The sequence below is a fragment of the Xenorhabdus sp. TS4 genome (assembly GCF_014467265.1).
Taxonomy (GTDB): domain Bacteria; phylum Pseudomonadota; class Gammaproteobacteria; order Enterobacterales; family Enterobacteriaceae; genus Xenorhabdus; species Xenorhabdus ehlersii.
In genome coordinates this window covers 1-937 of record NZ_NKHQ01000031.1, presented here as the reverse complement: position 1 = coordinate 937, position 937 = coordinate 1, and the positions used below count along the sequence as shown (strand labels likewise).

At 49.5% G+C, this 937-nt stretch carries 1 protein-coding gene; it reads right to left on the bottom strand.

The window, feature by feature from the left end; genetic code table 11:
- Positions 1-225: 225 nt before the first annotated feature.
- Positions 226-690 carry an STY4534 family ICE replication protein gene (locus Xets_RS12665; RefSeq protein ID WP_187651786.1) on the bottom strand — a complete coding sequence of 155 codons (465 nt, stop codon included), beginning with the start codon at positions 688-690 and terminating at the stop codon, positions 226-228.
- Positions 691-937: the final 247 nt, after the last annotated feature.

Below are 937 nucleotides of genomic sequence, written 5' to 3'. Positions count from 1 at the left end.
CTGGCAAAATATTCCATAGACTCACGGGAGCAGGGCACGCCGCCCTCTATCGTGCCGATATAAAAGCCTGCACGGGTTTGTAACACCGTTAACGGTAATTGCTTATAACAATATTGCAGTGCCAGAACGCCAATGGGGGGGATAGTCATCTCTGTACCCTATTGTATTTGTTAGCAAAGAGACTGCCCTGAAACATCAGGGCAAGTCAGTGGAGTAGAATGAATATCAGAATGAATTTTCTGCATATTCGGCTTGCGCGACACCGTTTTGTGGCGGCGTCGAATCGGATTGTTCTGCCTGGTACACTTTGTCCTGCCCAATTTTAATCCAGTCCACTTTAATCAGGCGGGCTTTCAGGCTGACACGCTGTTCACCGGCATGATCGCCGCGTTTCAGGGTAAAAATATCGGTGGACGGGTTACTTAAGGTAAAGCCCAGCAACACTTTTTTATCCTCGTCAACGGCTTTCTGGCAACGACCGACCAGGCTGGTCGCCTCCTTGCCGACCACGGTAATATCAAAACGGACATAGACCGGATTATCACTGGGACCATTTAACGCATTAATCACACAGCTCAGGAACGTGCCACTGGCGGTACTGACAGGGCGGATATTATTCAAATAGCCGAGTCCCTTGATATTCAGGTTGAAATAGTCGTTTTTGGTTAATGCTGTTGCGTTCTCAGACATACGATGTTCTCCATGGAGGTCAACAATAAGGGGTAACGGAGAAAATCCTGTCCCCTGACGGGAAGGTTTTTCCCCGCCGGGTGTCAGACAGATACGTTACTGACGCGCTGATAAAGAATAATGAACCTTCATTGCCGTTGAGCTGGCAATATCTGCTTCCAAAGGTGGGCAGATGTACCGCGTTGAGGCGCTCCCTTTCAGGCTACGGGAGTTTTACAGCCACCCGGAGGCGATCGTTGCAGGCTCA